At 65.7% G+C, this 26,190-nt stretch carries 30 protein-coding genes and 1 riboswitch; of the genes, 9 read left to right on the forward strand and 21 right to left on the reverse strand.

The window, feature by feature from the left end; all coding sequences use genetic code 11:
• The first annotated feature begins 38 nt into the window (after positions 1 to 38).
• The gene (locus tag MYCSM_RS02150; RefSeq protein ID WP_015304483.1) at positions 39 to 464 is read left to right on the forward strand and encodes an ester cyclase; all 426 of its coding nucleotides are present in this window, start codon (positions 39 to 41) and stop codon (positions 462 to 464) included.
• Here MYCSM_RS02150 and MYCSM_RS02155 read toward each other — a convergent pair.
• The 3 genes from MYCSM_RS02155 to MYCSM_RS37680 are packed head-to-tail and all read right to left on the reverse strand — an operon-like array spanning position 461 to position 2,270.
• Entirely contained in the window at positions 461 to 1,747 is a 1,287-nt protein-coding gene (locus MYCSM_RS02155; protein WP_015304484.1) for an APC family permease, read from the reverse strand. The genes MYCSM_RS02150 and MYCSM_RS02155 overlap by 4 nt on opposite strands.
• Positions 1,748 to 1,763: 16 nt before the next feature.
• A complete protein-coding gene (locus MYCSM_RS02160) occupies positions 1,764 to 2,105 on the reverse strand; it encodes a hypothetical protein (protein ID WP_015304485.1) in 342 nt (113 codons plus the stop codon).
• A 12-nt stretch (positions 2,106 to 2,117) separates the two neighbouring features.
• Positions 2,118 to 2,270, reverse strand: coding sequence for a hypothetical protein (locus MYCSM_RS37680; RefSeq protein ID WP_015304486.1), 153 nt, complete (start codon positions 2,268 to 2,270; stop codon positions 2,118 to 2,120).
• A 103-nt stretch (positions 2,271 to 2,373) separates the two neighbouring features.
• Here MYCSM_RS37680 and MYCSM_RS02165 point away from each other — a divergent pair, with 103 nt between their 5' ends.
• Positions 2,374 to 3,612 carry a TetR/AcrR family transcriptional regulator gene (locus MYCSM_RS02165; RefSeq protein WP_041313020.1) on the forward strand — a complete coding sequence of 413 codons (1,239 nt, stop codon included), beginning with the start codon at positions 2,374 to 2,376 and terminating at the stop codon, positions 3,610 to 3,612.
• Here the strand turns inward: MYCSM_RS02165 and MYCSM_RS02170 are convergent.
• The 7 genes from MYCSM_RS02170 to thiC all read right to left on the reverse strand — a co-directional run bounded on the left by MYCSM_RS02170 (position 3,579) and on the right by thiC (position 9,673).
• Positions 3,579 to 3,845 (reverse strand): hypothetical protein, encoded by a 267-nt coding sequence (locus MYCSM_RS02170; RefSeq protein ID WP_015304488.1) that lies wholly within the window; start codon positions 3,843 to 3,845, stop codon positions 3,579 to 3,581. The genes MYCSM_RS02165 and MYCSM_RS02170 overlap by 34 nt on opposite strands.
• Before the next feature lie 19 nt (positions 3,846 to 3,864).
• The gene (locus MYCSM_RS02175; protein WP_015304489.1) at positions 3,865 to 5,349 is read right to left on the reverse strand and encodes a flavin-containing monooxygenase; all 1,485 of its coding nucleotides are present in this window, start codon (positions 5,347 to 5,349) and stop codon (positions 3,865 to 3,867) included.
• A gap of 43 nt (positions 5,350 to 5,392) precedes the next feature.
• A complete protein-coding gene (locus MYCSM_RS02180) occupies positions 5,393 to 6,115 on the reverse strand; it encodes a septum formation family protein (RefSeq protein WP_015304490.1) in 723 nt (240 codons plus the stop codon).
• Positions 6,116 to 6,130: 15 nt separating this feature from the next.
• The gene (locus tag MYCSM_RS02185) at positions 6,131 to 6,667 is read right to left on the reverse strand and encodes a DUF4190 domain-containing protein (protein ID WP_015304491.1); all 537 of its coding nucleotides are present in this window, start codon (positions 6,665 to 6,667) and stop codon (positions 6,131 to 6,133) included.
• Positions 6,664 to 7,281 carry an alpha/beta hydrolase family protein gene (locus MYCSM_RS02190; protein ID WP_015304492.1) on the reverse strand — a complete coding sequence of 206 codons (618 nt, stop codon included), beginning with the start codon at positions 7,279 to 7,281 and terminating at the stop codon, positions 6,664 to 6,666. The genes MYCSM_RS02185 and MYCSM_RS02190 overlap by 4 nt, the downstream gene beginning before the upstream one ends.
• The gene (gene thiD, locus MYCSM_RS02195; RefSeq protein ID WP_015304493.1) at positions 7,278 to 8,114 is read right to left on the reverse strand and encodes a bifunctional hydroxymethylpyrimidine kinase/phosphomethylpyrimidine kinase; all 837 of its coding nucleotides are present in this window, start codon (positions 8,112 to 8,114) and stop codon (positions 7,278 to 7,280) included. Before thiD ends, MYCSM_RS02190 begins: the two co-directional genes overlap by 4 nt.
• Complete coding sequence (gene thiC / locus MYCSM_RS02200) at positions 8,111 to 9,673, reverse strand: phosphomethylpyrimidine synthase ThiC (protein ID WP_015304494.1); 1,563 nt, start codon at positions 9,671 to 9,673, stop codon at positions 8,111 to 8,113. The genes thiD and thiC overlap by 4 nt, the downstream gene beginning before the upstream one ends.
• Positions 9,669 to 9,778, reverse strand: a riboswitch (TPP riboswitch). Its footprint overlaps the gene before it by 5 nt.
• Positions 9,779 to 9,905: 127 nt before the next feature.
• On the opposite strand from thiC, the gene MYCSM_RS02205 reads away from it, so the two are divergent.
• Positions 9,906 to 11,675 carry an MFS transporter gene (locus MYCSM_RS02205; RefSeq protein WP_015304495.1) on the forward strand — a complete coding sequence of 590 codons (1,770 nt, stop codon included), beginning with the start codon at positions 9,906 to 9,908 and terminating at the stop codon, positions 11,673 to 11,675.
• Between the two features lie 59 nt (positions 11,676 to 11,734).
• Positions 11,735 to 12,670, forward strand: a complete 936-nt coding sequence (locus MYCSM_RS02210) for a lysophospholipid acyltransferase family protein (protein ID WP_015304496.1) — start codon at positions 11,735 to 11,737, stop codon at positions 12,668 to 12,670.
• Positions 12,671 to 12,740: 70 nt separating this feature from the next.
• On the opposite strand, the gene MYCSM_RS02215 is transcribed toward MYCSM_RS02210, so the two are convergent.
• Genes MYCSM_RS02215 through MYCSM_RS02225 form a run of 3 tightly spaced genes read right to left on the reverse strand, consistent with a single transcriptional unit; the run spans position 12,741 to position 15,020 of the window.
• A complete protein-coding gene (locus MYCSM_RS02215) occupies positions 12,741 to 13,541 on the reverse strand; it encodes an exodeoxyribonuclease III (RefSeq protein WP_015304497.1) in 801 nt (266 codons plus the stop codon).
• A 3-nt stretch (positions 13,542 to 13,544) separates the two neighbouring features.
• Positions 13,545 to 14,423 carry an N-acetylglutamate synthase, CG3035 family gene (locus tag MYCSM_RS02220; protein WP_015304498.1) on the reverse strand — a complete coding sequence of 293 codons (879 nt, stop codon included), beginning with the start codon at positions 14,421 to 14,423 and terminating at the stop codon, positions 13,545 to 13,547.
• Positions 14,424 to 14,426: 3 nt separating this feature from the next.
• Complete coding sequence (locus MYCSM_RS02225) at positions 14,427 to 15,020, reverse strand: peptide deformylase (protein ID WP_015304499.1); 594 nt, start codon at positions 15,018 to 15,020, stop codon at positions 14,427 to 14,429.
• A 137-nt stretch (positions 15,021 to 15,157) separates the two neighbouring features.
• Between MYCSM_RS02225 and MYCSM_RS02230 the strand changes: the two genes are divergently transcribed.
• Genes MYCSM_RS02230 through MYCSM_RS02250 form a run of 5 tightly spaced genes read left to right on the forward strand, consistent with a single transcriptional unit; the run spans position 15,158 to position 18,449 of the window.
• Positions 15,158 to 15,466 carry a DUF3263 domain-containing protein gene (locus MYCSM_RS02230; RefSeq protein WP_015304500.1) on the forward strand — a complete coding sequence of 103 codons (309 nt, stop codon included), beginning with the start codon at positions 15,158 to 15,160 and terminating at the stop codon, positions 15,464 to 15,466.
• Between the two features lie 42 nt (positions 15,467 to 15,508).
• Entirely contained in the window at positions 15,509 to 15,973 is a 465-nt protein-coding gene (locus MYCSM_RS02235; RefSeq protein ID WP_015304501.1) for a LytR C-terminal domain-containing protein, read from the forward strand.
• A gap of 10 nt (positions 15,974 to 15,983) precedes the next feature.
• Positions 15,984 to 16,694 (forward strand): superoxide dismutase[Cu-Zn], encoded by a 711-nt coding sequence (gene sodC / locus MYCSM_RS02240; protein WP_015304502.1) that lies wholly within the window; start codon positions 15,984 to 15,986, stop codon positions 16,692 to 16,694.
• Positions 16,675 to 17,814 carry a glutamate--cysteine ligase gene (locus MYCSM_RS02245; protein WP_015304503.1) on the forward strand — a complete coding sequence of 380 codons (1,140 nt, stop codon included), beginning with the start codon at positions 16,675 to 16,677 and terminating at the stop codon, positions 17,812 to 17,814. Before sodC ends, MYCSM_RS02245 begins: the two co-directional genes overlap by 20 nt.
• A 2-nt stretch (positions 17,815 to 17,816) precedes the next feature.
• Positions 17,817 to 18,449 carry an LON peptidase substrate-binding domain-containing protein gene (locus tag MYCSM_RS02250; RefSeq protein ID WP_085976550.1) on the forward strand — a complete coding sequence of 211 codons (633 nt, stop codon included), beginning with the start codon at positions 17,817 to 17,819 and terminating at the stop codon, positions 18,447 to 18,449.
• Between the two features lie 61 nt (positions 18,450 to 18,510).
• Here MYCSM_RS02250 and MYCSM_RS02255 read toward each other — a convergent pair whose 3' ends face one another.
• From MYCSM_RS02255 to MYCSM_RS02290, 8 genes are all read right to left on the reverse strand, one after another.
• On the reverse strand, positions 18,511 to 19,419 hold the full coding sequence (locus MYCSM_RS02255; protein ID WP_015304505.1) for an SAM-dependent methyltransferase: 909 nt from the start codon (positions 19,417 to 19,419) through the stop codon (positions 18,511 to 18,513).
• Positions 19,406 to 19,768 (reverse strand): monovalent cation/H(+) antiporter subunit G, encoded by a 363-nt coding sequence (gene mnhG, locus MYCSM_RS02260; protein WP_015304506.1) that lies wholly within the window; start codon positions 19,766 to 19,768, stop codon positions 19,406 to 19,408. Before mnhG ends, MYCSM_RS02255 begins: the two co-directional genes overlap by 14 nt.
• Positions 19,765 to 20,046, reverse strand: coding sequence for a monovalent cation/H+ antiporter complex subunit F (locus tag MYCSM_RS02265; RefSeq protein WP_015304507.1), 282 nt, complete (start codon positions 20,044 to 20,046; stop codon positions 19,765 to 19,767). Before MYCSM_RS02265 ends, mnhG begins: the two co-directional genes overlap by 4 nt.
• Positions 20,047 to 20,122: 76 nt before the next feature.
• A complete protein-coding gene (locus MYCSM_RS02270; protein WP_015304508.1) occupies positions 20,123 to 20,656 on the reverse strand; it encodes a Na+/H+ antiporter subunit E in 534 nt (177 codons plus the stop codon).
• The gene (locus MYCSM_RS02275) at positions 20,653 to 22,245 is read right to left on the reverse strand and encodes a Na+/H+ antiporter subunit D (protein ID WP_015304509.1); all 1,593 of its coding nucleotides are present in this window, start codon (positions 22,243 to 22,245) and stop codon (positions 20,653 to 20,655) included. Before MYCSM_RS02275 ends, MYCSM_RS02270 begins: the two co-directional genes overlap by 4 nt.
• On the reverse strand, positions 22,242 to 22,712 hold the full coding sequence (locus MYCSM_RS02280) for a Na(+)/H(+) antiporter subunit C (protein WP_015304510.1): 471 nt from the start codon (positions 22,710 to 22,712) through the stop codon (positions 22,242 to 22,244). The genes MYCSM_RS02275 and MYCSM_RS02280 overlap by 4 nt, the downstream gene beginning before the upstream one ends.
• Positions 22,709 to 25,585 (reverse strand): Na+/H+ antiporter subunit A, encoded by a 2,877-nt coding sequence (locus MYCSM_RS02285; protein ID WP_015304511.1) that lies wholly within the window; start codon positions 25,583 to 25,585, stop codon positions 22,709 to 22,711. Before MYCSM_RS02285 ends, MYCSM_RS02280 begins: the two co-directional genes overlap by 4 nt.
• A gap of 111 nt (positions 25,586 to 25,696) precedes the next feature.
• Complete coding sequence (locus MYCSM_RS02290) at positions 25,697 to 26,173, reverse strand: DUF1707 domain-containing protein (RefSeq protein WP_015304512.1); 477 nt, start codon at positions 26,171 to 26,173, stop codon at positions 25,697 to 25,699.
• Positions 26,174 to 26,190 lie beyond the last annotated feature (17 nt).

Genomic DNA, 26,190 nt, shown 5'->3' on the forward strand with positions numbered 1-26,190 from the left:
GATCGGAGTATCGTCGGCGTATCTCGGGGGAGGTAGCCATGTCGATTGAGGACAACAAGGATCTGGTCCGTCGGTTCTACCGAGAGATAGACGCGGGCAACATCGATGCACTGGACGAACTGGTGGCCGAGGATTACCTGGACCATTCACCGCCGCCGTTCCCCGGCCTCGACGCTTCCGGGCGCGACGGGCTCAAGCAAGCCTTCCGGCTGTTCTGGGAGGCTACGCCCGGCACCCATGACATCGAGGACCAGATCGCCGAAGGCGACAAGGTGGTGACAAGGCTGACCGCCCGCGGGACCCACATTGGCGAGCTTCCCGGCATCCCCGCGACTGGCAACGAGATGTGCATGACGGCCACGGTGATTCACCGCATCGCCAACGGCCGGCTAGTCGAGAAATGGTCCGATAAGGACGTGCTCGCGATGCTGCAGCAGCTGAACGTCATTCCGCCGCTGCACTAGTCGCCGAACGCGGGACCCGATTTGGCCGCGCGCGACCTGGTCACGACGTAGGCCACTGCGCCGACCGCCACCACTGCAGCGCCCACCAGCACAGAGGAGACCGGCAGCAGGACGGCCAGCACCACACAGCCGACCAGGCCGATGACGGGAATCACCCTGCGACGCAAAGCTTCATGTCGCCGGCCTTCCGACTCCAGCGTGAATGCCGAGGCGTTGGCGATCGCGTAGTACAGCAGCACCGCGAACGACGAGAAGCCGATCGCACCCCGCACATCGACAAGCGCCGCCACGGCGGCGACGACTACTCCGACCACGACCTCGGCCCGATATGGGCTCTTGAACCGCGGATGCACCGCGGCCAAGGCGTGCGGCAGATGCCGGTCGCGTGACATCGCCAGCGTGGTTCGGGAGACGCCGAGAATCAAGGCCAGCAGCGAACCCAGCGCGGCGACAGCGGCCCCGGCCCGAACTACCGGCTCCATCCCCGCGAAGCCAGCGGCACGCACGGCGTCGGCCAGTGGAGCGCTCGCCGAAGCCAATGCGGGACCGCCCAATTCGCTCAGCACGGCGATCGCCACCACCGCGTAAACCACCAGCGCGATGCCAAGCGCGATCGGGATGGCCCGCGGAATGGTGCGGGCCGGGTCGCGAACCTCTTCGCCGAGCGTCGCGATCCTGGCGTAGCCCGCGAACGCAAAGAACAGCAGCCCCGCGGCCTGCAGCACGCCGCGCACGCCCGCGTCGCCGCCGAGCATCAACCGTGAACCGTCCACATCGCCGAACCCGAGTACGACGACCACCACCGCCGCAAGGACCGCCAGCACCGACGCGACGATCACCCGGGTCAGCAGCGACGACTTCTGGATACCGCGATAGTTCACCACGGTGAGCGCGATGACTGCGGCCACCGCCACTGCGTGCGCCTGGGCCGGCCACACGTAGAAGCCGACGGTCAATGCCATCGCCGCACACGATGCCGTCTTGCCGACGACGAAGCTCCATCCGGCGGTGTAGCCCCAGAATTCGCCGAGGCGTTCGCGGCCGTACACGTAGGTGCCGCCCGACCGGGGATACAGCGCGGCCAGCCGTGCCGACGACGTTGCATTGCAGTAGGCGACGACGGCGGCGACCGCCAATCCGATGAGCAGGCCCGAGCCCGCAGCAGCCGCGGCGGGGGCCAGTGCGACGAAGATGCCCGCGCCGACCATCGAGCCGAGGCCGATGATGACGGCGTCGAAAGTGCCGAGCCGCCGCTGCAGTGCAGGGCCGTGCGGCGTGCTCACGCCTGCGAATGCTACGTCAGGAAACCGGGTCTTTGCCGAACACCGATTCGCGACCCCAAAGGGTTGCCGCCACGGCAACCACAGCGACGAGAACGATTGACCCGATCGCCACCAGCGGAATGGTCCACAGCCGGCGGATGAGTAGCGCCGTTTCGCAATGATCGACGTAGTTGTCCGTCCCGGCCGCAGACGCCGCCTGGCTCAGATCGGTGAGGTATCCCGTTCCGCACTTGATCTGAAATCCGTATTGGTCGAACGAGTCGAGGAAGACGGGGAAATTCAGTGCCAACAGTCCGACGATGATGAGGGAGAAAGCGACGATGCCGATGTAGAACGCGCGATGGTGGTAGTGATGCAAAGGGTTCCCCGTTCAGGTCATGCAGACGTCTGCGAACAGCAGTACCGGCCAGGACACGATCGACCCCAGGTACGAGACCAGGTACGGAGTGCCAAGCACTACCGCGACGACGATCAATCCACCTATCGTCACCTGGAATCCCAACCGTCGCGGCGCGTCGAGCACGGCACTATGTTAATGGCCATTCTTGACGTACACGACTATTTCTTGTGATTTTCCAACCAAAGTGGGCCGCTATGTATGGCTCGCGTCCGTTATGGTGTTGGCCATGGCGCGCACCAGGCCCACCCGCGCCGAGGGTGTCCGGCGCCGGCCGAAGGATCGCAAGGCGCAGATCGCCCGCGCGTCGGCTGAGGGGTTCAGCGCGCTTGGTTATTACGGCGTCAGCATGGAGACCATCGCGAAACGGGTGGGGATCTCCGCCGCCGCGCTGTACCGCCACTACTCGAGCAAGTACGAGCTGTTCCGCGACGCGGTACTCAACCTCGGCCAGCAATTGGTCGACTGCACGTTCTTCGCCGACGAGGCGGACGGTGATGCCGAGCTGACGCTGCATCGGCTCGTCTCGGCGCTCATCGACACCGCGATGGCCAACCGCGAATCCGGTGGGCTCTACCGCTGGGAAGGCCGCTACCTGCACGGCGATGACCAAGCCACGCTGATCGCCCAGATGCGTACCGTGCACCACCGGATCCAGCTGCCGCTGATGGCAATTCGGCCGGAGCTGACGTCGCGGCAGAGGTGGACCTTGTCGACCGCCGCGCTGTCGGTGATCGGCAGCATCGTCGATCACCGAGCGAAGCTGCCCGCTATCCAGGTCCGGGCATTGCTCGCCGATCTCGCCGACGCGGTGCTCGCCGCCGACCTTCCCGACGTCGAAAGCACCGTGTCCGAGGCTCGGCCTCCCCTCACCGGCGGTGCGGAAACCCCGAAATACGAAGCGCTGCTGAATGAGTCGATGCGCCTGTTCAACCTCAAGGGCTACCGCGACACCAGCATGGAAGATATCGCGGCGGCCGTGGGAATGCCGGCGTCCGGCATCTACCGGTACTTCTCGGGTAAGAGCGACATCCTCGCGGCCGCGTTTCGGCGGGCGGCCGACCGGCTGTCGGAGGAGATGTTGGACATCGTGGCCAACACGCCCGATCGCGAAGAGGCGCTGACCGCGGTCATCGATGCGTACGTGCTGCGGTCATTCGACCGTCCCGAACTGGACTACGTGTATTACACCGAGCGGCTCAACATGACACCTGGCGACCAGAAGATCCTGCGAAACCTGCAGCGCGCCAACGTCGAATCGTGGGTGGAGCTGGTGGTGTCGGTGCGGCCTGATTGGACGCCGGGGCAAGCGCGCTTCGCTGTGCACGCCGCGATGTCACTGGTGATCGACCTGGGCCGGCTGATGCGGTACGACAACTCCGCGCCGGTCCGGGCGGTCGTCGAGCGCTTGGTGGACCTGACGCTGCTCGGTCGCTACCGGTTGCGCGCTGCGTTGCCCGCCAAGTAGTCCAGGTAACCGATGGTGCCGACGGCGGCCAGCGGCCGAGTCTTGGCCGAACTCAGCCCAAGCCCAAGTGCCGTCTCGACGCCGCCGTGGATGTAGACCCGCTGGCGGGTGTTGCGCGGAAACGCGGACTTCGTGATCCCGTCGAACAACTGTGGGCTGGTGAAGTGCGACAGCCCGACGCCGGCTACCACCAGCCCGGCGAACTTAGTGAGACGCGAATTGGTTTTCGGCACAGCTGCTGGCCCTCTCTGATCACGCAATCTGGTAGTCGCTCAACGGAAAATCCGATGCCTCTTTGATCGCCCTGCTTGTTGACATCGGCCGCAGCAGTGTCGGCTCGCCCTGCGGGTTGAAGTAGTAGGACCGCGACGTCGCGCAGTTGCCGATCGTCCACAGCGAATCGCCAAGCAGGTCGGTCATCCGGTCGCGGTAGCGGGTGTTGGCGTCCTCGGTCACCTCGAAGGTCGTGGCGCCGCGCTTCTTGAGCTCACCGAACAGCCGGTCCATGTGCCGCATCTGATACTCCATCGTGTTGAAGAAGTTCAACCCGAGGAATGCAAAGGGACTGGCCAGGCTCAGATAGTTCGGGAAGTACGGCATCGTCACGCCCTGGTACGCCTGGAATCTGGTTTCACGCCACCACTTTCCGAGGTTGCGGCCCTCCCGGCCGATGACCTCGATGGCGGGGAAGTTGGCCTCCCACAGGTCGAAGCCGGTGGCCAGCACCAGGGTGTCGATGACCGTCTTCGAGCCGTCGGCGTTGACGATGCCGTCGGCCTCGATGCGGGTGATGCCGTCGGTCTGCAGATGCACGTTCGGCTTCGTGAAGGCGCGGTAGTAGCCGTTGGAGAACGTCGGCCGCTTGCAGCCGAAGTCGTAGTCCGGGGTGAGCCTGCGGCGCAGCTCCTTGTCGCGGATCGACGCGAAGCGGTGCATCTTCGACAGGTCTGCGGCGGCGATGTTGAGCCTGCGAAAGTGCCGGTGGTGGATGATCGCGGTGTTGATCATCACCTCGTAGATCGAGTCGGTCAGCCAGCGAATCGCGCGCTGTGTCAACGGGATTCGGGCGAACAGCCGCTTGGCTCGGTCACCGAAGCGAATGTCGATCTTCGGCACCACCCAGATCGGGGTGCGCTGGTAGACGGTCAGGTCGGCAACCCGTTTCGCCAGTTCGGGGATGAGCTGGACAGCGGTGGCACCGGTGCCGATGACGGCGACCTTGCGGCCGGCCAGCGGATACTCGTCGTCCCACGCGGTGGTGTGGATGACCTTGCCCGCGAAGTCCATCACGCCGGGGATGTCTGGCACCTTCGGCTGCGACAGGAAGCCGGTGGCGGTGATCAGGAATCGCGTGGACAACACGTCGCCATCGGCCAGCGTGACCTTCCATACGCTGGCTTCCTCGTCCCAGCGAGCACCCTCGACGACGGTGCGCAAGCGCATATGCCTGCGGATGTCGAACTTGTCGGCGACGTCGTCGGCGTACTGCTTGATCTCTCCACCGGTGGAGAACAGTCGCGACCAGTTCGGGTTTGGCTCGAAGAAGTACGAGTACGTGGTGGTCGGGACGTCGACGGCCAAGCCTGGGTAGCGGTTGACGTGCCAGGTTCCGCCTAGGTCATCCTCGCGATCCAGGATCACGAAATTGTGGTAGCCCATCCGCTTGAGCTGGATGCCTGCGCCTATGCCGCCGAAGCCGGCTCCCACAATGACCGCGTCGTAAAGCTCCGAAGTCATGCGCAAGACGGTACCTCAGGTACCGGAAACTTTGCCGACCGGCTCAGTGCTTCAGCGACCCGGCTCGCGGCGGATCCAGAGTCGCAACGCACGTCACCGCCCGATCGCCTTGCGACCATGTTTCGGCTGTCGGATACAGCACGTACAGCTGGACCGTGTTGTCGGTCATCGCGTTGGGTGCATACGTGGCCAGCGCGGGTTCGCACTTGTTCTGATAGGCCTCGATCGCGGACTGTCCTGGAAAGTCGCCCTCGGGCATCAGCAGTACCGCGAAAACCTCGCCGGCGTGTGGCTGGTCGCAGCCGACGGTGTCGACGGTCAGCACGCGGGTGTTACCCGGTATCTCCTTGAGGCAGTCGCCGACTTTCACGTCCGTGGCGGTGACCGTGCCCTTGCCGATGATCACCACGAAGACGATGACGGCGATGGCCATCAGCGCGAAGACGCCGACGATCAGGCCGATGATCAAGCCCCACCGCGTCTTCTTCGGTGGTGGACCGTAGGCGCCGAGCGAAGGCGCCTCCCCGTAGGGCAGTGGCGGGGGAGGAGGCGGATATGCGCCCTGCTGGGGCGGGGGGTAATCGCCAGGAGGGTACGCGCCAGGAGCAGGCGGCGGGTACGCGCCGGGAGGGGGCTGCGGTGGGTACGCGCCCGGGGGCGGTGGGTATCCGCCCTGTTGCGGCGGGTAAGGGTTTTGGGCCGGCTGGCCATACGGTCCCTGCGGCGGTTCGCCGTATGGCGGGGGATTGCTCGGCGGTGTACTCACGCGCTGACCCTAGCGTCAATCGCGAAGCGATGACCACCGTTCATGCCTCGACATAGCGATGCAAACGATGGACCCGTCGCGGTTTGCCCACGCGACCCGAAACGCGGGGCCCTCCGGCGAGTTCGGTGCGTAGTCGAAGAACTTTGATCCGCAGTCGGCGACAGTCGCGTCGGGCTGGGTGAGGATTGCGAACACCTCGCCGTAGTGGGGCCGGTCGCAGCGCACCCGCTTCACCCAGGTCGGCATGTGGTCGTCGTAGGCTTCCTTGACGCAGTCTCCGGTGTTGAGGTCGGCGGCCCGTACCGACTTCCCTTGTGCGGACACCCCATACGCGATGACCGAGCCGATGACCACGATCCACATCGCCGAGATGACGAGCGCCGCGATCGCCAGTCCGCGGCCGCGCTGGTGACTTCTCCGGATCTGCACCAAGGCCAAGATCGCGAAGATCACGCTGAGGATGATGCCGCCGAGGATGCCGAGCACGAACGCGGCGATCGCCCAGCCGTTGCTCCCGCCAGGCCGTTTCGGGTCGGGCGGGAGCGCTCTCACCCGAGCAACCGTAGTGCGGCGTCGACCGCCAACCCCGGGACATCGAGGGTTTTGGAGCCCAGGTCGTGACGGGCTCCGGTGATTTCGACGAGCTCGGTCGCGGCGGAGATCAGCGCCGCGGCGGGGCGCAGTTCATCGATGGTGCCGAACGGATCGGCGGTGCCATGGGTGAACACCGTCGGCGCCGTGATGCGCGACAGGTGCTCGGTGCGGGCGCGCTCGGGCTTGCCCGGCGGGTGCAGCGGATACGAGAAGAGTGTGAGCACGTCGACGGCGGCGGCCTCATCGGCGATGACCATCGACGTCATCCGGCCGCCATAGGAGTGGCCGCCCGCGACGACCGGACCCTTCGTCAGCGTGCGGGCCAACTCGATGGCCTCGACGACGCCGGCCTGGTCGGTGGCTGCCGAGCCGGACGGCGGCCCCTTGGGCCGTCGCCGCCGGTACGGCAGGTTGTACCGGACGGCGAGCCAGCCGCGGCTGGCCCACTCGTCGCAGATCCTGATCAGCAGCGGTGACTCCCGGCTACCGCCCGCGCCGTGGGTCAGCACGACTGCACCCTTGGCTTTGCCTTTGGGCTCGTGCGCGACGCCGGCGATCTCCTCGATTGTCATGAGTTGAGTCTGAACAGTGCCGACACCGGACCGTGGCCGTGGCCCAATGGGTATGCGGCGCGCAGACATTCGGTGACCCATTGTTTCCCGAACGCGACGGCGTCGGGCATCGAGTAGTTGTGCGCGAGCGCGCACGCCGTGGCCGCGGAAAGGGTGTCGCCGGCCCCGTGGTCGTGGCCGGTGTGCACCCGTTCAGAGTCGAACTGATGGAAGTCGGTGCCGTCGAACAACATGTCGGGGCTGTTCGCTGACGATCGCAGGTGACCGCCCTTGACGAGCACCCATTCTGGACCGAACGCGTGTAGCGCTCGGGCGGCCTCACGCTGCGATTGTTCGTCGACCACTTCGATATCGACGAGTAGCCGGACCTCATCGAGATTCGGTGTGATCAACGACGCCAGCGGGAACAGCTCAGTACGGAAGGAATCCAGTGCACTCGGATGCAACAGCGGGTCGCCGTGCATCGAAGCGCAGACCGGATCGACCACCAGCGGCACGTTTCCGGCCAAACCTTGTGTGCGCCAGGTATCTGCGATTGTCGCGATGATTTCCTTCGACGCCAGCATCCCGGTCTTGGCCGCCTGCACCCCGATATCGGTGGCCACCACCTCGATCTGCGCTGCGATGGTCTCTTCCGGAACTACGTGAAACCCCTTGACGCCCAACGAATTCTGTACGGTCACGGCAGTCACCGCCGCAAGTCCATGCACACCGAGCAGCGCGCACGTCCGCAGATCGGCCTGTAGTCCGGCACCACCGCCGGAGTCGGATCCGGCGATGGTCAGCACCCGCAGCGGGGTCTGGCCCGGCGGGGTCAGGGGCAGGAAGTTCATGTAGCCAAGGGTAGATAGACCTGGTTTCCGTGTTCGGCGAACTCCCTGGACTTCTCTGCCATCGCGTCGCGGATGTCCTGGGTGATGCGCATCGAGCAGAACTTCGGCCCGCACATCGAGCAGAAGTGCGCGGTCTTGGCGGGCTCCGCGGGCAGTGTCTCGTCGTGGAATTCGCGCGCGGTGTCCGGATCGAGTGACAGCGCGAACTGGTCGTGCCAGCGAAACTCGAAGCGGGCCTTTGACAATGCGTCGTCACGCTCCTGCGCACGCGGGTGCCCCTTCGCGAGATCGGCTGCGTGCGCAGCGATCTTGTAGGTGATCACGCCGACCTTGACGTCGTTGCGGTCCGGCAGGCCCAGGTGCTCCTTGGGTGTGACATAGCACAGCATCGCGGTGCCGGCCTGGGCGATGATCGAGGCCCCGATGGCGCTGGTGATGTGGTCATAGCCGGGCGCGATGTCGGTGGCCAGCGGGCCGAGGGTGTAGAACGGCGCCTCCTCGCAGAGCTCCTCTTCGAGGCGCACGTTCTCGACGATCTTGTGCATGGGGATGTGGCCCGGCCCCTCGATCATCACCTGCACGCCATGGGCTTTCGCGATCTTGGTCAGCTCGCCAAGCGTTCTCAGCTCCGAGAACTGCGCCTCGTCGTTGGCGTCGGCGATCGAGCCTGGACGCAGGCCGTCACCCAGCGAGAAGGTGACGTCGTAGCGGGCCAGGATCTCGCAGAGCTCCGCGAAATTCGTGTAGAGGAACGACTCGCTGTGATGCGCCAGCATCCAGGCCGCCATGATCGAGCCGCCCCTGCTGACGATGCCGGTGACGCGCTTGACGGTCAGCGGAATGTAGCGCAGCAGCACGCCGGCGTGCACGGTCATGTAGTCCACACCCTGCTCGCATTGCTCGATCACGGTGTCGCGGTAGACCTCCCAGCTGAGTTGGGTGGGATCGCCATTGACTTTTTCGAGGGCCTGGTAGATCGGGACGGTGCCGACGGGGACCGGCGAATTGCGCAGGATCCATTCGCGCGTCTCATGGATGTTGCGGCCGGTCGACAGATCCATGATGGTGTCGGCGCCCCAGCGCGTAGCCCACACCATCTTGTCGACCTCTTCGGCGATGGAGCTTGTGACAGCCGAATTGCCAATGTTGGCATTAATTTTCACCGCGAACGCCTTACCGATGATCATCGGCTCGCTCTCCGGGTGGTTGTGGTTGGCCGGGATCACCGCGCGACCGGCGGCGACCTCGTCGCGAACCAGCTCGGCGGGCATGCCTTCGCGGGCGGCGATGAACGCCATCTCCGCGGTGATCTCACCATTACGGGCGCGCTGCAACTGCGTGCCCTCTTCGCGGACAACACCGGGGCGCGGCGACAAGCCTCGGTGCAGATCAATCTCCGCGTCCGGATCGGTGTACGGACCGGAGGTGTCGTACAGATCCAGGTACTCGCCGTTGGTCAGATTCACCCGCCGAAACGGAACCCCGTCGACGTAGATCTTGGTGCTGCCCACGATCGGGCCGGTGGTGACAGAAACAGAAGCGGAATCAAGCAGCGTCATTTTTAGTCATACTCCCTACGCCGGCATTACCCGGTCAGGTTCGTACGGTCGACAGCCCCAGCTGTCCTCTCAGCGCACTGGGTGTGCGCTCCCGTGTGTGTGGACAGTATGCAGGCTAGCGCAGCCGTGACGCGGGCGGCCAGTGGGAATACGGAATTGCTCCCGGTTGCTTTGTATAGCTAATATATGTGTTTTGCGCCGATTGCTGCGCCATGGATACGTAAGCGAATAGATGACGACTGAGATAGAGAAGACGAAGACCCAGGTAGTGGCGGATGTCGACACGGCGATGGCCGAGACGGCTGACCGTCGGCGGCGAATGGACCACGACCACCCGTTCTACAAGTGGATCGTGCTGTCCAACACCACGTTGGGCATGCTGCTCGCGTCGATCAACGCCTCGATCGTCCTCATCTCACTGCCCGCGATTTTCCGTGGCATCGGGCTGAACCCGCTGGCGCCGGCCAACGTCAGCTACCTGCTGTGGATGCTGATGGGCTACCTCGTCGTGACCGCGGTGCTGGTGGTGTTCTTCGGTCGGCTGGGCGACATGTTCGGCCGCGTGCGCATCTACAACCTTGGATTCGCGGTCTTCACGGTTGCGGCCGTCGCGCTGTCCTTCGATCCGTTTCACATGGGTCCTGGCGCGCTGTGGCTGATCGGCTGGCGGGTGATCCAGGGGGTCGGTGGCGCCATGCTGATGGCGTCGTCGGCGGCGATACTCACCGACGCGTTCCCGGCGAACCAACGCGGTATGGCGCTGGGGGTGAACATGGTGGCCGCCGTCGCGGGGTCGTTCCTCGGCCTGCTGATTGGTGGCGTGCTGTCGGAGATTCACTGGCAGGCGATCTTCTGGGTCGGCGTGCCGATCGGAGTGCTCGGCACGATCTGGAGCTACCGGTCGCTGAAGGAACTCGGCGTCCGGACGCCGGGGCGGCTGGACTGGGCAGGCACGCTCACGTTCGGGATCGGCCTGACGGTGATGCTGACCGGAATCACGTATGGCATTCAGCCGTATGGGGATTCGACGACGGGGTGGACGAACCCGTGGGTGCTCGGCTCGATCCTGTTTGGCGTGTTGCTGCTCGTCGCGTTCTGCCTCATCGAGCTGCGGGTCGCCCAGCCAATGGTGGACCTCCGGCTGTTCAGGTCGGCGTCATTTGGCATGGGCAACTTGGCGGGGCTGATGTCGTCGGTGGGCCGTGGCGGGCTGCAGTTCATGTTGATCATTTGGTTGCAGGGCATTTGGCTTCCGTTGCACGGCTACAGCTTTGAGTCGACGCCGCTGTGGGCGGGGATCTATCTGCTGCCGGCGACCTTCGGCTTCCTGATCGCTGCGCCGATGGCCGGATCGCTGGCGGACCGCTTCGGCGCGCGGGTCTTCACGGTCGGCGGCATGCTGCTGATGGCGGGTGCGTTCATCGCGCTCGTGATGATCCCGGTGAACTTCAACTACTGGGTGTTCGCGATCCTGGTCTTCCTGAATGGCCTCGGCGGCGGCATCTTCACCGCACCCAACACGGCGGCGATCATGTCGAGCGTGCCTGCCGCGCAGCGTGGTGCGGCCTCCGGCGTGCGCGCGACGTTCTTCAACGCCGGTTCATCGCTGTCGATCGGGATCTTCTTCTCGCTCATGATCGTTGGGCTGGCCCACACGCTTCCTTCAGCGATGAGCTCGGGGCTGCAGGAGCAAGGTGTCTCTGTAACCGTCGCGCACGACGTGGCGAATTTGCCGCCTGTCGGCAGCCTGTTTGCGGCCTTCCTCGGCTACAACCCGATGGCCGAGTTGCTGGCCCCCTCGGGCGCATTGCAACAGCCCGGCGTGAACGCCGACGTGCTGACCGGTCAGACCTTCTTCCCGCACCTGATCACCGAGCCATTCCATTCGGGCCTGGTGGTGGTGTTCAGCGCGGCGGCCGTGATGATGCTGATCGGTGCGATGGCGTCGATCTTCAACCCCGGCCGCTACGGCACCGAGGACAACGCCGACAACGAGGCGTAGTGGAAGCACGCTTCTGGCGCGCGGGTTAGGCCGGTGGTGCATGCGGGTAACCGTGGCCCATGGGCAGCACAGTTGATAGCAGGCCGCAGGAGGTCAGGCAGCAGGCAGAACGGCATGCGAGCGAGGCCCGAGAGCGGGTAAATGCGCGGCGGCAGCAGGAGGACGGCCTGGTTGGCTGGCTGAACGAGCGCGCAGGTGAGTGGGCGCTCGACGGCCCGGACGAGGCCACCATGCAACGGCAGAAGTATTTCTGGAACTTCCTCGTCGACTATTGGTTCCGGATGGAATTCGACGGCTGGGAAAACTTGCCGGATCCGCCGGTGCTGTTGGTGGGCATTCACTCGGGCGCGCCGTTCGTGTGGGACGCGTGGACGGTGGGCGTGCACTGGTGGCGGCGGTTCGGCCAGGACAGGCCGTTGCACGGCACCGCGCATGACGTGCTGATGGCCATGCCCCTGGTAGGTCGATACTTCCGGGCGATGGGGGTGCTGCCGGCCGCACCCGACTCGATGGCCACCGCGTTGGCGGAGGGCCGCGATGTGGCGGTCTGGCCGGGTGGTGAAGTCGACTCGCTGCGACCGTGGGCTGAACGCGACCGCGCGAACCTGGCTGGCCGCAAGGGATTCGTGAAGATGGCTATTCGCGCCGGGGTGCCGATCGTGCCGATCGCGACGGTCGGTGGAGCGGACGCGATGCCGGTGCTGATTCGTGGCGATCAGCTATCTCGCCGGTTGCAATTGGATAAGTTATTGCGGCTCAAGGTGTTTCCGATCGCACTTTCGCTGCCGTGGGGGATTGCACCTGCGGCGCTGCCGCAGTTCCCATTGCCAGCCAAGATCCGGACGCGGCTCATGCCTGCAATCGAGCTGGACCGCCAACCCGATCGCGCCGATGACGACGAGTACCTCGATGAGAAGTACTGGGAGGTGCAGGACAGCATCCAGCGCGGGATGGACGCGTTGGCGCGCAAGCGGGCGTTGCCCCTGTTCGGCTAAACCTGCATTGACTCTGCGGTGAGCGCGTTAACTACTCGCGGTATTACGCCATAGCCGCAGGCACAATGCATTATGTCAACTCCACCAAGACTGGTGCATGGTCGCTCGGGGCCTTGCCTTTGCGCTCCTCGCGGACGATCTCGGCGTGCGTGACGCGGGCGGCCAATGCCGGTGAGCCCAGGATGAAGTCGATGCGCATGCCGCGGTTCTTGGGAAATCGCAGTTTCGTGTAGTCCCAGTAGGTGTAGACCGCGGGTCCCGGCGTGAATGGGCGCACTATATCGACATATTGGGCGTCGACTATCGCGTTGAACGCCGCACGCTCAGGCGGCGTGACATGCGTACTGTTCGCGTAGAACTCCGGGCTCCAGACATCCTCGTCGGTGGGCGCGATGTTCCAGTCGCCCACGAGCGCGATCTGGGCCGATGGATCCTCGGTCAACCAGCGGTGCGCCGTATTACGAAGTGCAGCAAGCCATTCCAGTTTGTAGTCATAGTGAGATGAGCCGACGAACCGCCCGTTGGGCACGTACAGGCTCCACACCCGTACGCCGTTGCATGTGGCGCCGAGTGCTCGGGCCTCAGCCGCGGCCTCGACGTCGGGCTTGTCGCTCCAGGTGGGCTGGCCTTCGAAGCCGACCTGGACGTCGTCGAGTCCTACCCGCGACGCGATTGCCACTCCGTTCCATTGGTTGAAGCCGCAGTGCTCGACCTCGTATCCGGCCGCCAGAAACGGCATCACGGGGAACTGCTCGACGGAGCACTTGGTCTCCTGCATGGCCAGTACGTCGACGTCGGCCCGTTCGAGCCAGTCGACCACGCGGTCGACGCGGGCGCGGATCGAGTTCACGTTCCACGTCGCCAGCCGCATGGGTTACAGGCTACGTGCGTCGACGTATCGCGAGCGGTGGTGCTCGGAAAAGCCCATCGACTCGTAAAGCCGTGAGGCAGCGGTGTTGTCCGCGAGCACCTGCACGTAGGCGCGCGTTGCGCCCTGCTCCCCGCCCCAGGCCAACAGCGCCGCGCACACATCGCGCGCCAGACCTCGCCGCCGCGCCTCCTCGACGACGTGCACCGCCGACAACCCCACCCATCGCGTGCCGTCGGGCGCCTCAGTGACAGCCGCCCTGCCCACTGCCGCGCCGGCAGCTGACGCGAACGCCACCACGCCCCCGATCACCGCCGTCAACACGTCGACCGGCACCTCACGCCGGTACAGCCGCAACCAGTCGTCGTCTGGCGCGCCCGCGATGTCGACGGCACGGGACGCGAAATCCAATTCGCCTGACATGATGACCGTTTCGGCATCCGTCGGGACGCCCGGCGGGAGGCGCAACAGTCGGTCCGGCGCCGCCACCAGCGGCGCCACCCCTCTGGCTGCATACCAGTCGATGACCGCTCCAACAACGCCGGCACCAGAAACATCAAGCGGGACAGCGGAATTCGCCCGCCGAGTGATGCCGTGGCCGAAGCGCAACAGCCAGCCTCCGACCCAAGAATGGTCCACGCCCGGCCACGCCAACGCCGCCGCATGCTCGAGGTTGCGGATGTCGCCGGTGCGCACCGGCGCCGCGGCGAGCGCCTTGATTGTCACCACGTCGTCAGCGGAAATATCAACAGCCTCACCGCGTTTGGTGCGCACCGTCAGCGTCGGCCCGATAGCCTCCAAGTGTCCGATGACGTCCGTCAGCGGCGGCACCGACCCGGCAGGCAACCGGTACCGCACCACCACACGGGCGCCGACATCAACCACGGGCTAGTGACCGAACGGGTCCGGGTCCTCGCCCGGCATCCAGCTCAGCCCCGGCACCCCCCAGCCGTGCGACTTCACCGACCGCTTCGCGCTGCGCGCATGCCTGCCGACCAGCCGATCCAGATAGAGGAAGCCATCCAGATGACCGGTCTCGTGCTGCAGCATCCGCGCGAACAGGTCAGTGCCCTCGATCGTGATCGGGTTGCCGTCAGCGTCCAGGCCGGTGACCCGCGCCCAGTCGGCCCGGCCCGTCGGGAACGATTCGCCAGGCACCGAAAGGCAGCCCTCGTCGTCGTTGTCGGGGTCCGGCATGGTCTCGGGCACCTCGGACGTCTCGAGCACCGGATTGACAACGACTCCGCGACGGCGTGCCGTCCGCCCGCGCTCGTCGGCGCAGTCGTAGACGAATACCCGCTTGGCAACGCCGATCTGGTTGGCGGCCAGTCCAACCCCGTTCGCGGCGTCCATCGTCTCGTACAAATCGTTGATCAACGCCACGACATCGTCGGGTAGCGAACCGTCGCCGTTAACGGTCACCGGTTCGGTCGCAGTGTGTAAGACGGGATCTCCCACGATTCGGATGGGTACGACAGCCACGGGGGAAGCTTAAGTCGGCAATCCTTCTCACCCGACTCGCGGGGTTGGGTAACGCTTCGGCTTCCAAACCCGTGGTTGAATGATCGCCGAAACAGCAACGTTGTTATTTCGAGTGTGGGGAAGGGTCCAGGGGCAATATGGACGGCGCGATCGCGCGGACTGAGCAATCCGGGGACGACTCTGATCTCACCGATGGGCTGACTCGGCGCGAGCATGACATCTTGGCCTTCGAGCGCCAGTGGTGGAAATACGCCGGGTCAAAGGAAGACGCCATCAAGGAGCTCTTCTCGATGTCGGCCACCCGCTACTACCAGGTGCTCAACGCCCTTGTCGACCGCCCCGAGGCGCTGGCAGCCGACCCGATGCTGGTCAAGCGGCTGCGGCGACTGCGGGCCAGCCGGCAGAAGGCCCGCGCGGCTCGTCGGCTGGGCTTCGACGTCACCTGAGCTTTCGGGTCTGGGTTCCCTCTCTCGATAGAGTGGGCGGTAATGAATCAGCGAAATTCCTCCGGGCTGCCTTTGCGCGCCATGGTCATGGTGCTGCTGTTCCTGGGTGTGGTGTTCCTGCTGGTTGGATTCCAGGCGATGGGCTCAGGCGACTCTGAGGGCGACCAGTCGTCGATCGCCACCAGCACTGTCAGCACCCCGCCCTCGGCAACGTCATCTGCGACACCCGCTCCTGCGAAGGCCGACGTGCGCGTTTACAACATCTCGTCGACCGAGGGCGCAGCCGAAAGCACCGCCAACAGGTTGAGGGAAGCCGGCTGGAACGTCACCGAAACCGGCAACCTGACACTGCCGGAGGTGTCGGCAACCACGGTGTTCTTCAGCGACGCGCCAGGGGAGCACGAAGCCGCCGACGAAGTGGGCAAGCTGCTGCAGGCACCGGTGCAGGCGCGACTGCCCGAACTGACAGAGCAACCGCCGGGCGTGGTCGTGGCGGTCACCGGCTAGGCTCTTGCGCATGCTGAAGACCGTCGCTGTTGCTGCCTTCTTCGCCGTTCCGGCCGTCGCCTTGAGCGCGTGCAGCCCGAACGAACCGACTGCCACCTCACCCGGCACTACGCCGTCGGTCTGGACCGGCTCGCCCGCACCGTCCGCGTCACCCAGCGAGGCGCAGGGCGGCGGACACGGCGAGACGCCGGCCCCCGCGGCGGGCGAGAAACTCACGACGCAGCTGAAGCTGGCCGACGGCACCACGGTTGCCACCGCGGACATCGAGTTCGCGGGCGGCTTCGCCACCGTCACGGTCGAGACCACGACGCCAGGCAAGCTGACGCCGGGTTTCCACGGTATGCACATCCACGCCGTCGGTAAGTGCGAGGCCAACTCCGTTGCACCGACAGGCGGCGCGCCCGGCGACTTCAATTCCGCGGGTGCGCATTTCCAGAAGGCGGGCCACACCGGCCATCCCGCAAGCGGCGACCTGGCGTCACTTCAAGTTCGACAGGACGGCACCGCGAAGCTGGTGACGACGACGGATGCGTTCACGGCCGAGGATCTGCTCGGCGGCGCCAAGACTGCGATCATCATTCACGAGAAGGCGGACAACTTCGCCAACATCCCGCCGGAGCGCTACCAGCAGGTGAATGGTGCGCCGCCGCCGGACGAGACCACCCTGGCCACCGGCGACGCCGGAAAGCGCGTGGCGTGCGGTGTCATCGGCACCGGCTAGCCACCCCGGCCATATAGACTTCGTCGGCTCGCCCCGGCCGACCCTTGGCGTCGAGTGGGAGTTCGCTCTCGTCGACTCCGAGACCCGCGACGTCAGCAACGAGGCCGCGGAAGTGATAGTCGAACTCGGCGAAAACAATCCGCACGTTCACAAGGAACTGCTGCGTAACACCGTTGAGATCGTCACCGGCATTTGTGATTCCGTGCCGGAGGCGATGGATGATCTGCGGTCGACGCTGAGGGCCGCACGCAAGATCGTCCGAGAGCGCGGCATGGAACTGTTCTGCGCAGGGACGCATCCGTTCGCGAAGTGGTCGCCCGGCAGCCTGACCGATGCACCGCGCTACGCCGAGCTGATCAAGCGCACCCAATGGTGGGGACGGCAGATGCTGATCTGGGGCGTGCATGTGCACGTGGGCATCTCGTCGGCGCACAAGGTGATGGCCATCAACACGTCGTTGCTCAACCACTATCCGCATCTGTTGGCGCTTTCGGCGTCCTCCCCGTACTGGGATGGCGAGGACACCGGCTACGCCTCGAACCGGGCGATGATGTTCCAGCAGCTGCCGACGGCCGGTTTGCCGTTCCACTTCCAGACCTGGGCGGAGTGGGAAGGCTTTGTGCACGACCAGAAGAAGACCGGGATCATCGACCACATGAACGAAATCCGGTGGGACATCCGGCCTTCGCCCCACAAGGGGACGGTCGAGGTGCGGATCTTCGACGGGGTTTCCAACATTCGCGAGCTCTCAGCGTTGGTTGCGCTGACTCATTGCCTCATCGTCGACCTCGACCATCGCCTCGACGCCGGTGAGCGGCTGCCGACCATGCCGCCCTGGCATGTGCAGGAAAACAAGTGGCGCGCGGCACGCTATGGCCTCGATGCCGTCATCATCCAGGACGCCGACAGCAATGAACGGCTGGTGACCGAGGACCTCGACGAGTTGCTGAACAAGCTTGAGCCGGTTGCCAAATCGCTGAACTGTGCCGACGAGCTCGCCGCGGTGTCCGACATCTACTCCTCGGGTGGTTCCTACCAGCGTCAGCGCAGGGTCGCCGAGGAGCACGACGGCGATCTGCGTGCCGTGGTCGACTCGCTGGTTGCGGAGCTGGACATCTAGTAGTGCTCATCACGCCGATGTTCCCGCTCGAGGTGGCGATGCTGCCCGGCGAGGAGCTGCCGCTGCGAATCTTCGAACCGCGTTACACCGCAATGGTTTCCGACTGCCTGGCCACCGAGGATCCGGCGTTCGGCGTGGTGCTGATCTCGGCAGGCCGCGAGGTCGGCGGCGGCGACACCCGCAGCGATGTCGGTGCGATGGCCCACATCACCGAGTGCGCTGATTTCGGCGACGGCCGCTACCGGCTGCGCTGTGTGATGGCCGAGCGTATCCGGGTGCTCGAATGGCATCCCGACGATCCCTATCCACGGGCTGCCGTCGAGGTGTGGCCCGACCAGCCCGGCGCGGCGGTCGACGCCGACGCGATCCGCGACATCGAGGACCGGATGATCGCATTGTTCGAGCGGATCGCAAGGGCCCGCGGGGCCGAGGTCGATCCCAGGGATATCGTTGTCGGCGCCGACGACTCCGGTGATGCGGCAATGTGGCTGTACGCGTTGGCTTCCCGCGTTCCGATGGGGCAGGCCGACCGGTATGCGGTGCTGTCGGCGCCCACGGTCGCAGACCGGGTCACGGCGCTGCGCGACGCGGTGGAGACCGTCACCGCCATGGTGGAGTTCCAGCTGTCGGAATGAAACCCGTCGAAGGCAGCTTGCGCGGCGGTGAGCCGAGGGCTTGCCGACGTCGTCGCCTTCCTCAACAGATCCGATGGCCCTCGATGAACACCGACCGGGGAATCGTGGCCTCATCCTGGTCTGGGGTGCAGCGGCCGTACCGGGTCATCAAGTCGCGGGCCTCGATCTCGGACACCTGCCAGCCGTGGCCGGTCAGCCAGTCGGCCACGTCCGTGCGATCCTCGAGATACCACAGGTCCTGGGTATCAGGGGCGTCCGCGTCGGGGTCCTCGCCCGCCTGTTCACGCAGACGGCGCATTTGTTCGCGACGGCTTGCCAGGTAATCCCGGTCGAAGAAACCGCGGCCGAACGACTCGACCGCGACGCGACTGCCAGATGCGCTGAGTTCGTCGATCCGCTCGAAGAGCAGATCCTGCCCGGCCGCGGGCAGATACGGCAGCAATCCTTCTGCCGCCCACGCCGTGGCTTTGGTCGCGTCGAATCCCGCGTCGCGCAATGCTTTTGGCCAGTCCTGCCTCAGGTCGACCGGGACCGCGACGTAACGGAAAACGTTGGGCTTGGCGTCATGCTGGGCCAGCGTCTGTGCCTTGAACTCGAGCACCTTGGGTTGATCGATCTCGTAGAGCTCGGTGCCGTCCACCCACGGCAGCCGCCAGCCGCGGGCGTCGAGGCCCGCGGCCAGGATCACCGCCTGGTCGATGCCGTTGGCGCCTGCGGCGATGAAGAACTCGTCGAACCATTTGGTGCGCGACGCCGCGTAGCTGCTGATGGAGCGAATCCGCTCGACCATGTACGGCGGAGGTCGTTGCCATCCGCGTTCGGTGGCGGCGTCGAGAAACAGTTGCGCGAACGGGTCGCTGAACAATGGGCAGCCGGTCGCCGTCTCATCGGCGCGCGCCATCGCCACACCGAGTGCGGTCTGTCCGACGCCCTCGGTGATGTCCCAGCTGTCATTGTCAGTTCTGGCCATTGGCACCGGATTCCCTGTTTTCGGCGAACTCATGCATTTCGTCTTTCGTCAGCAGGTCATCACGAATGTTCTGTTCGCGGTACGCGAGTTGACCGACGCGGTTGGCGACGACGGGCGCGGTGATCAATGTGAACAATCCGGTGAGGATGACCATGCCGACATCGGCGTTGCCGCGCAGCCGGATCGCCGCGCCGGCCAAGACCAGCAAGAGGCCCAGCACCTGCGGCTTGGTGGCTGCGTGCATTCTGGTCAGGGTGTCGGGGAAGCGCACCACGCCGATCGCCGCGGTCAGTGCCAGCGTCGAGCCGCCGAGCACCAGCACGGCCGCGGCGATGTCCAGCATCCTCATTGCGGTCTCCGTGCTGAGCGCAGCTTGTCGGGCACCCGGAATCGGGCGACGCTGACTGAGCCGACGAAGCTGATCAACGCGAGCGCGGTAAGGCCGTAGGTCACGGTGGTGTCGAGGCTGAACGCCGCCCACGTGCCGATCGCGCACATCGTCACCGCGACAAGAGCGTCAAGCGCGACCAGCCGGTCCAACGTGCTCGGACCGGCCAGCAGCCGGAACATAGTGAGGACGGCGGCGGTGGTGAGCATGACTGCGGCGATGATCCAGACGGTTGTCATGCCTCGACTCCCGGTCGCTCCGGTCCTCGCTCGTTCCTCGCTGCGGTCCTCACTCGCGGTCGTCTTCGGGAAGTCATCATGCGCGCTCCCTTTCCGCCGCCGGCCGCCAATGCTCTTCGCGCTCGAACGACGCGATCAGCAGCCGCTCCACCTGTGCGATCTGCCGGTAGAACCTCTGGACCGCGCGGTCGGATCCGACGTCGATCACATGGACGTAGATCATCCGGCGCACCTGGTCGATCTCGAGCACGATGGTGCCCGGCGTGAGGTTGATGATGTTGACCGCGAGCGCCAACACCAGATCCGACTTGATCGCCATGTGTGCCCGCAGCACCGCGGACAGCGGCGGCGGGCCCGGCCGGACTGCGAGCATCGCCAATTGCAGCGACGACAGCAGCAGATACCACCCCACCAGGCCGACCAGCCCAAGCAGCGAGAGCGGGTGCACCCGCCCCTCGACCGGGACCGGCGGCAGCGGCAACAGCAAGGTGACGATCAGCGCGACAGCCAAGCCGGACAGGATATTGGCAGCAGAAACCGTGCCCCACAACAGGATCCACACCAGCATCAGCCAGACCAGTACCCACACGCGCAGCGCTATCCGTCTCATCTGCCCAACACCGCCGAGATGTATTGGTTGCGGTCGAGCACCTCGTCTGCGGCCCGACCGCTGTAGGAGAAGATCGGCCCTGCGAGCACCGTCAACGTCAGGCCAACCGCGATCAGAGCGCCCGTTGGCAACAGCATCCCCACCGGCATCCGGCCGACGTGATCGCGGTCGACGAACTGAATATCCTCGGGTTCGTCGAGCAGCACCGAAGGCGCGGCGCGGGATAGATGGCCCTCGGGGGCGTCTTCACGAGACCGCCAGAACGCCTTGGTCCACACCCGCGTCACCACATACAAGGTCAGCAGGCTGGTGAGCACGCCGCCGCCGACCAGCAGCCACGCCAGCAACGAGCCGCTTTGGGCGCCCGCCTCGAGTAGCGCCACCTTGCCGATGAACCCGGAAAACGGGGGAATGCCACCGAGATTGAGCGCAGGCACGACGAACAGGAAGGCGAGCAGCGGGCTGACGGCGGCAAGCCCACCGAGCCGCTGCAGCGTCGACGCACCCGCCTGCCGCTCGATCAATCCGACCACCAGGAACAGGGTGGTCTGCACCACGATGTGGTGGGCGACGTAGTAGATCGCACCCGACATGCCGAGCTGACTCGACAACGCGATGCCGAACACCATGTACCCGATGTGGCTGACGAGTGTAAAGGACAGCAGACGCTTGATGTCGCTCTGCGCAATCGCGCCGAGGATGCCGATCAGCATTGTCAGCAGCGCCGCCACCAACAACAGCGGATCGAGTCCGCCGGTGGGAAACAACAGCGAGTGTGCCCGGATGATCGCGTACACACCGACTTTCGTCAGCAGGCCGGCGAACACAGCGGTGACCGGCGCAGGCGCGGTGGGGTAGGAGTCCGGCAACCATGTAGACAGCGGGAACACCGCCGCCTTGATGCCGAACGCGACCAGCAGCACCGCGAACAGCGCGGTGCGGGTGCCTGCCGTCACACTGTCGAGCCGTACGGCCAACTCGGCCAGGTTCAGTGTGCCGGTGGCGGCGTAGACCAACGCGATGCCGAACAGGAACACCAGAGACGAAACCATTGAGACCATCACGTAGGCGATGCCCGCGCGGACGCGGTCCTTGCTGGCGCCGATTGTCAGCAGCACGAAACTCGCCGACAGCAACACCTCGAACCCGACGAACAGGTTGAACAGGTCACCTGCCAAGAAAGCCGTGCACACGCCCGCCGACAGCACCAGATAGGTGGGCAGGAAGATCGAAACCGGTTGCCGTTCATCGCCGTCGCGGATGCCCTGCCCGATCGCGTAGAACACCACGCACAGCAACACAATTGACGACACGACGAGCATCAGGGCCGACAGCCGGTCGACGACCAGCGTGATGCCCAGCGGGCCGATGCCTGCCGTCGTCGGTCCCCATCCGCCCACCTGCAGCACCAGCGTGCCGTTGCGGTCGGTGAGGTAGAGCAGCCCGGCGCACACCGCGACCACTACACACAGCGCGGCAAGGGTGATGGCTCGCTGAAGCCGGGGTCTGCGGCCTGCGAACAGGGTCAGCGCGGCGCCGATCAACGGGATCAGCACGGGCAGTGGCGTCAACACTCCAGAGGCTGTCATCGCGACCCCTCCAGCCCTGGCAGGGCGTCGAGCTCGTCCGGTGCGTCGGTGTCCTTCGCGATGTCGGGTTGGGGGCGGTCGTCTTCCAGTACGGCGCCGTCCTTTCCGGCGAGCTGTGAGACCCTGGTGTCCTCGGGATCGTCGCTGACTTCTTCGACCGTGTTCAACCGATACGACCGATACGTCAGCGCCAGCACGAACGCCGCGATCCCCATGGTGATGACGATGGCGGTCAGGATCATGCCCTGTGCCAACGGGTCAGCCGTGGTGGTGTCGCCGTCGCTGGTGCGACCGCGGATCGGCGGATTTCCCGACGCGCTCCCGACGGTCAGGATCAGAAGGTTGATCGCATTGCCGATCAGCAACAGCCCCAACAACATTCGGGTCAGATTGCGCTCCAGCAGCAGGTACACCCCAACGGAAGTGAGCCCACCGATGAGTGCCAGGGGAACCAGGAAGGTGGTCATGCGGCCACCTTCTGCCGTTGTTCACCGAGGTCGGCGTCCACTCGCGCACCGAGGCTGCGCAGCACGTCGAGCACCAGGCCGACAACGATCATGTAGACGCCGAGATCGAAGAACAACGCGGTGACGAACTTGACGGTGCCGAGCACCGGCACGTCGATCTGAACCAGCGCCGACGACAGCACCGGTGCGCCGACCAGAAGGGAGGCCACCGCGGTACCGGTCGACAGGCCAAGGCCGACGCCGAGGATCTTTCCCGCATCCAACGGCAGCGTCTCGCCGAGTTCGTAACGGCCGCCGGCTAAATACCGCAGCACCAACGCGAGCCCCGCAGTGAGTCCGCCCGCGAATCCACCGCCCGGCGTGTTGTGCCCGGCGAAAAAGAAGTACGCCGACAACACCATGATGAGCGGGAAGATCATCCGGGTGGCGACCTCGAGCACCAGCGAGCGATGCCGCGGATCGCGCAATTCGCTGCCGCGCAACCATGTCACGTCTCCAGCTGCCGGGCTGATCGCGATGTCGGGTAGCCGACCCACGTCGGGCCGGCCAGCGTCGGCGACGCGGGGTGCTGCCCCAAAACGCCTGTGCCGGAACACTAGTGATGCAACGCCGGTCGCCGCGACCAGCAGTACCGAGATTTCACCGAGGGTGTCCCAGGCGCGGATGTCGACCAGAAGGACGTTGACGGTGTTGGCGCCGTGTCCGCGGTAGTACGCCGCGTCGGGCAGCAATGCGGCTATCGGGGTGCCGGTGCGAGCCGCCATTGCGTACACCGCCAACGTGGTGACCGTTGCGCCGACGGCGAGCGCGAGAAGTGCGCGCGGCATCCGGTATCGCTTGATGTTCTGGCGGTCGGCTTCGGCGGGCAGCGTGCGCAAAACTAGCACGAAGATCACCAAAGTCAGTGTCTCGACAAGGAATTGGGTCAGCGCCAGGTCTGGCGCGCCGTGGAACGCGAAGATCGCGCCGCAGCCGTAGCCGGTGACACCGACCAGCAGCACCGCCGCCAGCCGGTTGCGCATCACCGTCGCACCCAACGCCGCAGCCAGCATCAACAGCCCGACCACGACCTGCAGCGGTGAGTCCCACAACGCGAAGGACGGGCGGTCGCGGGCACCGAGCGCGAGGGCGATGACGGGCACCAGCACCAGCGTGGACAGGATCACCGACTGGGTGGCCGGGATCGATCCGCGTTGCGTGAATGCGGTGAGCCGCACCGACATCAGATCGAGGCCCCGCAGCGCGGCGTCGTAGATCCGGTCGGCGTTTCCAAGCGGCTGGCGCACGGTCGGCAGCCACCAGAGCCGGTCGCGGCCGAAGTAGGCTGCCGTGCCGACCGCCAACACCAGAACCGAAAGCAGCAGCGGGGTGCCGAATCCGTGCCAGAGCGCGAGGTGGTACTGCTGCCCGCCGGGCACGGTCTCGGCGTAGCCGTCGAGCGCGTCGTCCAGGCCCGCGGGCCAGACGCCGAATACCAGTCCCGCGACGGCCAAGATCCCGGGTGCGATCAGGAAACTGCTTACCGGACGGTGCATTTCGGCCACCCGCTTGCTCGGTTGCGGTAACCCTTTGCGGCTGAAGGCCCCCCACAAAAATCGCAAACTGTAGACGGTGGTGAACACCGAGCCGAGAACGATACCTGCGAGCACGTAGGGCGCCGCGGCGCCGAGTGTCGGTGCGTGCGCGACGGTTTCGAGGTCGGCCTCCTTGGCGACGAAGCCGAGGAACGGCGGCAGCGCGGCCATGCTCGCGGTTGCGCCGACCGCGATGATCAGCAGCGGCCGGCTGCGTTGCCCGAGCCAGGCGAGCCTGCGGATGTCGCGGGTGCCGGTGGCGTGGTCGATGACGCCAACGACCATGAACAACGACGCCTTGAACATCGCATGTGCACACAGCATCGCCAGACCTGCCAGCATCAGATCGCGGCCGCCCGCACCCACCATCAAGGTGATGAGCCCGAGTTGGCTGACCGTGCCGAAGGCCAGGATCAGCTTCAGGTCGTGTTCGCGCACCGCGCGCCAGCCCGCCAACAACATGGTGAGCACACCGAGGATCACGACCGTGGGCCGCCATGGTGGCGAGTCGGCGAAGCCAGGGCTCATCCGCGCGACGAGATACACGCCGGCCTTGACCATCGCCGCGGCGTGCAGATATGCGCTGACCGGCGTTGGGGCGGCCATCGCGCCGGGCAGCCAGAAATGCATCGGCACGATGGCCGATTTGGCGAGCGCACCGACGAGCACCAGCACGATCCCGATCGACGCGGCCGGGCCGGTCGGCGGCGAGGCGATCAGTTCGGACAACAGATAGGTGCCCGACACGTTGCCGAGTACGACGATGCCGACCAACATGGCCAGCCCTCCGAACGTCGTCACCAACAACGCCTGTGTGGCGGCCCGGCGGCTGGTGGCCCGTTCGGCGTAGTGGCCGACGAGGAGGAACGACAGGACAGTCGTGAGCTCCCAGAACACGTAGAGCACCAGCATGTTGTCGCTGCAGACCAAACCGAACATCGCACCGGAGAACGCGACCAACTCGGCGGCAAAACTCGGCAACCGTTTTTCGGTATGACCGTCGTGATGGTGGAAGTAGTCGGTGCAGTAGAAGAGGACCAGCGCCCCGATGCCGAGGACCAGCACGCTCATGATCGCCGCGAGCGCATCGAATCGGAGGGTGATGTTCATCGATAGCTCGGGCAGCCACTCGATGTTGACCGTGGTCGGTCCACGATGGCCGGGCCAGTTCATCGCCACCCAGACCAGCGAGCCCAGCGGAACGAGGGTCAGCGGGTAGAACGCCATCCGGCCCCAGCGGGCGACGAGCAGGGGAGCGAGCGCGGTAGCGACCGCGTGCGCGAACAAGATGGCAAGCATGGCACTCCGATCGTGCTGTGGTCGGGGTGTCAGCCGGGTGAAGGCTTTGGGTTAGCGCCAGTCTACGTGGGCGGATGCAGCTACCATCCGGCCTCGTGGGCGAGTGAGCGGCTACCGGATGATGTCGAACTGGCCGCGGCGGTAGATCGCTGCGCGCGAGTGACACAGCCGCGGCGTTGCGAACCGAACCGGGATGGCGTGAGAGGCGACGCCGATACCCGCGCCGAGGATGGGCCAGATCGGCCAGAAGTACCACTCGCCCACCGCGAGGCCGACCGCCAGCCACACAGTGAGCACGATGACGACCATTGTGAGGTAGACCCCGAGGTGGATGCGCACCCCGAGCCGTGCGGCCCGCCTGCGTGCGGCCTGGCGCTGGGGATCGTTGCGACGAAGCTGCGCGAGCGGCAGGTCGGCGATGAGTCGGCGCAGTTCGGCGGTGGTGTGCGCGGCGAACGTGGCCTGCAGCCGACTGTCGTATTCGTCGACCGCGAGGTAGCCCTGCGCTAGTGCCTGGCCCAGCTGCGTGGCGGTGCGGTCACGGTCGTGGTCGCCGGCTCGAACGGACGCGACGGCTGGTGCGGTCATGGAGGCCTCCGATCTTG

This window comes from Mycobacterium sp. JS623 (assembly GCF_000328565.1).
In the GTDB taxonomy this organism is placed as follows: domain Bacteria; phylum Actinomycetota; class Actinomycetes; order Mycobacteriales; family Mycobacteriaceae; genus Mycobacterium.

Excerpts from the sequence above, each read along its gene's own strand:
- MYCSM_RS02175 (WP_015304489.1), bottom strand. The coding sequence starts at position 5,349 with ATGACTTCGGAGCTTTACGACGCGGTCATTGTGGGAGCCGGCTTCGGC.
- MYCSM_RS02270 (WP_015304508.1), bottom strand. The coding sequence starts at position 20,656 with ATGAGACGGATAGCGCTGCGCGTGTGGGTACTGGTCTGGCTGATGCTG.
- MYCSM_RS02280 (WP_015304510.1), bottom strand. The coding sequence starts at position 22,712 with ATGACCACCTTCCTGGTTCCCCTGGCACTCATCGGTGGGCTCACTTCC.
- MYCSM_RS02210 (WP_015304496.1), top strand. The coding sequence starts at position 11,735 with ATGGGCAGCACAGTTGATAGCAGGCCGCAGGAGGTCAGGCAGCAGGCA.
- MYCSM_RS02230 (WP_015304500.1), top strand. The coding sequence starts at position 15,158 with ATGGACGGCGCGATCGCGCGGACTGAGCAATCCGGGGACGACTCTGAT.
- MYCSM_RS02190 (WP_015304492.1), bottom strand. The coding sequence starts at position 7,281 with ATGACAATCGAGGAGATCGCCGGCGTCGCGCACGAGCCCAAAGGCAAA.
- MYCSM_RS02215 (WP_015304497.1), bottom strand. The coding sequence starts at position 13,541 with ATGCGGCTGGCGACGTGGAACGTGAACTCGATCCGCGCCCGCGTCGAC.
- mnhG (WP_015304506.1), bottom strand. The coding sequence starts at position 19,768 with ATGAGGATGCTGGACATCGCCGCGGCCGTGCTGGTGCTCGGCGGCTCG.
- sodC (WP_015304502.1), top strand. The coding sequence starts at position 15,984 with ATGCTGAAGACCGTCGCTGTTGCTGCCTTCTTCGCCGTTCCGGCCGTC.
- MYCSM_RS02255 (WP_015304505.1), bottom strand. The coding sequence starts at position 19,419 with ATGGCCAGAACTGACAATGACAGCTGGGACATCACCGAGGGCGTCGGA.
- MYCSM_RS02290 (WP_015304512.1), bottom strand. The coding sequence starts at position 26,173 with ATGACCGCACCAGCCGTCGCGTCCGTTCGAGCCGGCGACCACGACCGT.
- MYCSM_RS02265 (WP_015304507.1), bottom strand. The coding sequence starts at position 20,046 with ATGACAACCGTCTGGATCATCGCCGCAGTCATGCTCACCACCGCCGCC.
- MYCSM_RS02235 (WP_015304501.1), top strand. The coding sequence starts at position 15,509 with ATGAATCAGCGAAATTCCTCCGGGCTGCCTTTGCGCGCCATGGTCATG.
- MYCSM_RS02285 (WP_015304511.1), bottom strand. The coding sequence starts at position 25,585 with ATGCTTGCCATCTTGTTCGCGCACGCGGTCGCTACCGCGCTCGCTCCC.
- MYCSM_RS02165 (WP_041313020.1), top strand. The coding sequence starts at position 2,374 with ATGGCGCGCACCAGGCCCACCCGCGCCGAGGGTGTCCGGCGCCGGCCG.
- MYCSM_RS02205 (WP_015304495.1), top strand. The coding sequence starts at position 9,906 with ATGACGACTGAGATAGAGAAGACGAAGACCCAGGTAGTGGCGGATGTC.
- thiD (WP_015304493.1), bottom strand. The coding sequence starts at position 8,114 with ATGAACTTCCTGCCCCTGACCCCGCCGGGCCAGACCCCGCTGCGGGTG.
- MYCSM_RS02150 (WP_015304483.1), top strand. The coding sequence starts at position 39 with ATGTCGATTGAGGACAACAAGGATCTGGTCCGTCGGTTCTACCGAGAG.
- MYCSM_RS02275 (WP_015304509.1), bottom strand. The coding sequence starts at position 22,245 with ATGACAGCCTCTGGAGTGTTGACGCCACTGCCCGTGCTGATCCCGTTG.
- thiC (WP_015304494.1), bottom strand. The coding sequence starts at position 9,673 with ATGACGCTGCTTGATTCCGCTTCTGTTTCTGTCACCACCGGCCCGATC.